Here is a 6,784-nt window from a genome sequence, read left to right on the forward strand (position 1 = left end):
AATGAAGGGTTGAGTTACAAATAAAAATTTACCGAATATTTTTACTGGTAACGATTGCGTAATTATTTAATAATATAAAATGCTTAGTTTATATTTTTGATACAGAAGATTCAAAAGCAAAATTTAATAGAATGAAAAAATTCTTAGACGAAAATTTTTTACTGCAAAGCAAAACAGCGCAAACTTTATACCATGAGTTTGCAAAAAAAATGCCCATCATTGATTATCACAATCATTTACCACCCGATCAAATTGCAAATAATATAAACTTTAAAAACCTTACGCAGGTGTGGTTGTATGGCGATCATTACAAATGGCGGGCAATGCGTACCAATGGCATCAACGAAAAATATTGTACCGGTACTGCAGGTGATTTCGAAAAATTTCAGCAGTGGGCTGCAACAGTTCCTTATACACTTCGCAATCCATTATATCACTGGACGCATTTAGAACTGCAGCGTTACTTTAACATTGATAAAATTTTAAATGCTGATACGGCCAAAGAAATTTATGACGAAGCAACGGCTTTACTGCAAACAAAAGAATACAGTGTAAGAGGATTGCTTGCAAAAATGAATGTAAAAACTTTATGTACCACCGACGACCCTACCGATACATTAGAATATCATAAAAAAATTGCTGCTGATAATTGTGCTGTAAAAGTATTGCCGGCTTTCCGGCCCGATAAAGCCATGAATGTAGATGATGCTGCAACATTTAATGCTTATGTGCTTAAAGTAGAAGCTGCAAGTAATATTGCCGTAAGCAGTTATGGTGATTATTTAACGGCATTAAAAAATCGCCACGATTATTTTGCAGCCAACGGTGCTTCCGTTTCCGACCATGGCTTAGAGCAAATTTATGCAGAAGATTTTACCGATGCTGAAATTGATACCATCTTTGATAAAGTAAGAAAAGGATCTACCTTAAGCCTTACCGAAAATCATAAAATAAAATCAGCCATGCTTATTGAGTTTGCAAAATGGGATCACGAAAAAGGATGGGTGCAGCAATTTCATTTAGGCGCATTGCGTAATAACAATGCAAGAATGTTATCGCAGCTTGGCCCCGATACAGGTTGGGATAGTATTGGCGATTTTTCTCAATCAAAAGCCTTAGCTAAATTTTTAAATACTTTGGATAGCACTAACCAGCTTGCTAAAACCATTTTGTATAACTTAAACCCTTCCGACAATGAATTGATGGCAACAATGGCAGGCAATTATAATGATGGCAGCGTTGCAGGCAAAGTGCAATATGGCAGCAGCTGGTGGTTTTTAGATCAGAAAGATGGTATGACCAAACAAATGAATGCTTTAAGCAACATGGGCTTGCTCAGTAAATTTGTAGGTATGTTAACCGACAGCAGAAGTTTTCTGTCTTTTCCACGCCACGAATATTTTCGCCGCTTACTCTGCAATATGTTTGGCGAAGAAATTGAAAATGGCGAGTTACCTAACGATATAGCGTGGACAGGAAAAGTGATTGAAGATATTTGCTATAATAATGCCAAACAATATTTTGGATTTTAACGCAGTAAAAATTATTTTTTCAATGCCTCTTCAACAATTTTTATAAGGCTGTTCATGTCAAAAGGTTTTTCTATAAAATAATCGGCACCGGCTTCAATGCATTCTTCCTGAACGTGGGAGTGTGCCGAAATCATTACAATAGGAATGTGATCAAAGGCAGTATTTTTTCTTAGCTCTTTGCACACTTCCCTTCCATCTGCCCCCGATAAAAGCATATCCATTAAAATAACATCTGGCTTTAAATCTTTTATGGATAATTCCAGCTCTTTAATATTATCTTTTACAGAAACCAGGTATCCCTTAATGGTAAGCATGGTTTTCAGCATTAAAAGAATATCCTGGTTATCATCAATAACCAAAATATGAGCAGTATTAACTGACATTTATTTTATTTAAATTATTTGTGCAGGGAAGTGAAAAAGAAAAAATAGAACCTTTGCCGGGTTCGCTTACTACGCCTATATCTCCACCGTGATTGCGTATAATTTCCGAAGCAATAAATAAACCTATGCCAAAACCCGGAAAAGTTTTTTCATTTTTTCCTTCCACTCTGTAAAAGCGTTCAAATATTTTTTTCTGGTCAGTTTTGCTTATACCAATTCCCGAATCTTCAACAGAAATTATTACAACATCTTTTTCAACCGCACTTTTTATTTTTATAGTGCCTGTACCGGGAGAATACTTTACTGCATTAGAAAGAAAGTTTATTAATACCTGCCCAATGCGGCTTCTGTCGGCAAAAACAACAGCCTCATCTTCATGCGAAAAAATAACTGTAGCATTAGGATTAATATGCCTTATCTCCTCAGCAATTTCTACAACAAGTTCATTAATTTTAAAATTTTCTTTGTTTAAAGAAAGACTGCCCGTTTTTATTTTAGAAAGGTCCAGCATGTCGGCAATTAAATCGGTAAGGTTTACAATTTGCTTGTCAATAATGCTCAACGATTTTTTTAAGAAATCATCTTCGCTGTTGGCGTGCATACTTTGTAATATCTGCACATATCCTTTAATAGAAGTAACCGGCGTTTTAAGTTCATGACTGGCCATGCTTATAAAAAGATCTTTTTGTGCATCCATTTCTTTCATATCCTGTATATCGGTACTGGTGCCTACCCACATTTGAATATTTCCTGCAGCATCTTTTTGCGGTGTGGCACGGCTTAACTGCCAACGGTATTCTCCATCGTAACGTTTAAAGCGGTGTTCAAATAAAAAATCTTTTCCTGTGGTAATAGCATGCAGCCATAACCTTATATTTTCATCCCTGTCATCGGGGTGCACTATTTGCAGCCATCCTTCTTTATTAATTTCTTCGGCTGTAAGCCCGGTGTAATCATACACCGATTGATTGAAGTAATTTAAATTGCCTTCGGTATCCCCTGTCCATACAAATTCAGGCATAGAGTCAGCCAGCAACCTGAATTTTTGTTCCCTTGCCAGTAATTGCTGCTGGTAATTTTTTTCTTCAGTAATATCCCTGGTGGTACCAATTAACTTCTCCGGTTGATTATTTTCATCGTAAAAAACTTTACCTTTTCCTTCCATCCAGTGTATACTTTTATCGTTCCAGATTAGCCTGGCTTCGTATTGTAAAATTCCTGTAGAAAGCGCTTTTTTGAATGCCCTTTCCCTGATACCAAAGTCATCAGGATGAAGATGTTTTATTAATTCATGATGATTTAATTCGATCCTGTTTTTATAACCTAAAATTTCAAGATACCTGTCAGAATAAATTATTTCTTTGGTTTTTACATTTAACTCCCAGGTGCCTAATTCACTTGCATTAATTATTATATTAAGCCTCTCTTCATCTTCTTTTAATTTTTTCTGATAAATAACACGTTCGTGAATGTCCATGCATGCACCTGTAAAACCATCAAAAGTTTCTTCTGATGTAAAACGGGGAACTCCTTTAGCAGACACCCACCGGTACTCTCCATCATATCTTTTAAGGCGATACTCAGTATAAAATTCTTCTTTTTTTTCAAAAGCAGTGTGGTATTTATTCAGGTAGTTTTTAAAATCGTCAGGATGAATTCCGGCAGCCCAACCATTACCCTTTTCCTGCTCTAAAGTGCGGCCTGTAAATTTTAACCAGGCAGTGTTAAAAAAATATCGCAGTTTATCGGTACCAGCCATCCAAATAAATACAGGTGCACTGTTGGCTACATTTTTAAAACGCTGTTCACTTTCCAGCAGGGAATTTTCATAATTTTTTTTCTCCGTTATATCTCTGAAAATCCACGCCCAGGCATAAAATGTTCCATCTGATCCTTTTACAGGGTAGCCAAAACGCTCCAATATTTTTCCGTTTTTTAATTCAAGTTCATCAATGCTTGTTTCTTCGGGGTGGTTATAAAGATAGTTCACCCTATCCATAAATTTTTCAGGGGATACTGACTGGTTCTTCGCAAAATCTAAAGCAGCTACATCATCGTTTGCTTCAATAATTTCTTTTGGCATATCCCATGCTTCTGTAAAACGGTTATTATGAGATATAATTTTTCCTTTTCCATCTACTAATAATATACCATCAAAACTTGCATGTTGATAAGCTTCCAGCAAAGCGGTACGGTAAGCAAGATTTTCCTCAATATTTTTTTGATCTGTTATGTTGGTGTTTGTGCCAAACCAGTGCGATATTTTACCGTCCGCACCCCTTATTGCAGATGCACGGGATAAAAACCAATTATACTCTCCGGTTTTACTTTTAAGCGGAAAAGTATCTTCCCAGTATTCTCCTGTATCAAACGAATGTTGAATTTTTTTTACTACTCTTTCCACATGATCCGGGTGATGAACTTTTTGCCATCCCCAACCCTGCATCTCTTCAAAAGTTGTTCCCGTATAATCGTACCATTGTTTATTATACCAGTATATCCATCCCTTATCATCAGCCATCCATGCAAACTGCGACATGTTCTCTGCAAGCGTTCGGAATTTCTCTTCACTTTTTTCTAACTGCAGCAGTGCTCCTACAAGTTCTTTTTCAGCATGCTTTTGTTCAGTAATATCTGTATGTACCCCTACCCATTCTACAATTGCGCCATCCGAATTTAATACCGGAATAGCCTTTACAGAAAACATACCCCATGTATTATTTTTTAATTTTACACGGTGTTCAAAAACAAAATGTTTTTTATGCAGTACGGCATCATTCCATGCATCTATTGTAGGTTGGGCATCTTCAGGATGTATAGCTTTTGACCAGCCATACCCCTGGTATTCATCAAAACTTTGGCCGGTAAGAGCAGCCCATCCGGGTTGCTCCCCTTCCATTTGCCCATCAGCATTATTTGTCCATATAATTCCTTCAACAGCACCCACTGCGGCCTGAAACCTTTGTTTGCTTTCTTCTAATTTTTTTCTTGCTGTAATCTGAAGTGTTACATCAGTTGCTGTTGCCACAATACCAGAAATTGTTCCATCCGGTTTTCTTAAAGGCTGGTAAGTAAAATCTACAAAAATGGTTTCTATTTTACCATTACGGGGTAAATTTACTGCACGTTCATTTGCTACATACTTTTGTCCGGTGTTGTAAACATTATAAAGTAATTCTTCAAAACCCTGGCCACTGGCTTCTGCCATCCCTTCAAAAAGCGGTTTGTTCATTATTTCGCCTGCATCTTTTCCTAAAAGTTCCAGCATAAATTTGTTAATAATTTCCACTACAAAATCTTCACCTCTTAAAAAACACATTGCAATCGGCGACTGAAGAATGTCATTAAAATACCTGTCGTTATTTTCGCTTAAAATTTTAAATGCATTTATTTTATCAGTGGTTTCGCTGCAGGTAATAAAAACCCCTGCAGGTTTTTCTGATTCATCATTAACTGCACTGTAACTGAAGGTCCAGTAAACATCTTCAATTTTACCATTGCGGTAAATGGGTATTAATTGATCTTCACTCCAGGTAGCTTCACCGCCGCCCAACACCTGGTCAATCAGCGGCTTTATAATATGCCATATCTCCTGCCAGTGCTCCTCTGCCCGCTCTCCTAATAAATATGGATGCTTTCCATTGTTTCCCAGGCTGGGCCTGTAAGCATCATTATAAAAGCAAACCAAGTCGGGCCCCCAAAACAAAAACATGGGAAACTTTGAATGAAGGATGATACTTAAAGCAGTGCGTAAGCTTTGTGGCCATGTTTCAGGATTACCTACAGGGGTTTTACTCCAGTCTTTTTCACGGATAAGCGCCCCCATTTCGCCGCCGCCGGACAGAAAGGAGAATTTTTCTTTTGAGGTAGATCTATTACCGGGGCTTACCATTTAAATTTTAGTGCTTTATGAGCTTTCAAAAATAATCTATAATTTTTTAAAAATAATTATCTTTTAAACCAGCTAAAAATGTGCCGTTAGTAAGCATTTAACATTGTGGGATTACAGGAGTAACCGCTTACCCAATAAGTTTTAAACTTGTAGAGAAATGTACACAAGAAATTTTTATATAAAGCCAAAAATAATTGGCATCTATATTGTTCAATATTTTTTGTAAATAAATTTATTTTAATTAAAAAAATACTCACATGAAAAGTACAGAAAAAACTAATTCTCCTGCTAAAAGCAATGGGAACAGCACAAAAATGCAAACAATAAAAAATGATCATGATCAATTGCTTAAATTTTTTGAAGATGGTTTAAAGGATATTTACTGGGCAGAAAAAGCATTGGTAAAAGCAATTCCGAAAATGATTAAAAATGCAACAGCTGAAGAGTTGAAAGAGGGTTTAACTAACCACCTTGCAGAAACAGAAGAGCAGGTTAAAAGAGTAGAAGAAGCTTTTGCAGCTGCTAACTTAAAAGCCGTAGCAAAAAAATGCGAAGCTATGGCGGGGTTAATTAAAGAAGCAGAAGAAATTATGGCCGAATGTGAAGAAGGTGTAATGCGTGACGCAGGTATTATTGCTGCAGCACAAAAAGTAGAGCATTACGAAATTGCCACTTATGGTACTTTAACGGCTTACGCACAAATACTCGGCATGCATGATGTTGCAGATCTTTTGCACCAAAACTTAGCCGAGGAAAAAGCTGCGGATGAAAAGTTAACTGAAATAACTTCTGAAGTAGTGGCTATGCAGGAAGCATAATAAATTAGTGCCTGAAATATTTAAGCAGTGCATTATAATTTTGTAGTTAAAAATATATACTGTCTAAATATTTCAGTATTTTTTTAAAATTAAAGAATGTTTAATGAAAAATGAAATTAATCCAAACATGTAAAGTAAAATGGCCTTATAGTAATGAAA

At 36.3% G+C, this 6,784-nt stretch carries 4 protein-coding genes; 2 read left to right on the forward strand and 2 right to left on the reverse strand.

Annotation, left to right across the window (positions count from 1 at the left end):
- The first annotated feature begins 131 nt into the window (after positions 1-131).
- Positions 132-1,532 (forward strand): glucuronate isomerase, encoded by a 1,401-nt coding sequence (uxaC, locus tag ACY65O_RS07505; protein ID WP_462220235.1) that lies wholly within the window; start codon positions 132-134, stop codon positions 1,530-1,532.
- 11 nt (positions 1,533-1,543) lie between these two features.
- Here the strand turns inward: uxaC and ACY65O_RS07510 are convergent, their stop codons facing one another.
- Positions 1,544-1,915 carry a response regulator gene (locus ACY65O_RS07510; protein WP_462220236.1) on the reverse strand — a complete coding sequence of 124 codons (372 nt, stop codon included), beginning with the start codon at positions 1,913-1,915 and terminating at the stop codon, positions 1,544-1,546.
- Positions 1,905-5,807 carry a PAS domain S-box protein gene (locus ACY65O_RS07515; RefSeq protein WP_462220237.1) on the reverse strand — a complete coding sequence of 1,301 codons (3,903 nt, stop codon included), beginning with the start codon at positions 5,805-5,807 and terminating at the stop codon, positions 1,905-1,907. Before ACY65O_RS07515 ends, ACY65O_RS07510 begins: the two co-directional genes overlap by 11 nt.
- A gap of 257 nt (positions 5,808-6,064) precedes the next feature.
- Here ACY65O_RS07515 and ACY65O_RS07520 point away from each other — a divergent pair, with 257 nt between their 5' ends.
- Positions 6,065-6,625 (forward strand): ferritin-like domain-containing protein, encoded by a 561-nt coding sequence (locus ACY65O_RS07520; protein ID WP_462220238.1) that lies wholly within the window; start codon positions 6,065-6,067, stop codon positions 6,623-6,625.
- Positions 6,626-6,784 lie beyond the last annotated feature (159 nt).

The sequence above is a fragment of the Ferruginibacter sp. genome (assembly GCF_031430955.1).
Lineage (GTDB): Bacteria > Bacteroidota > Bacteroidia > Chitinophagales > Chitinophagaceae > Ferruginibacter.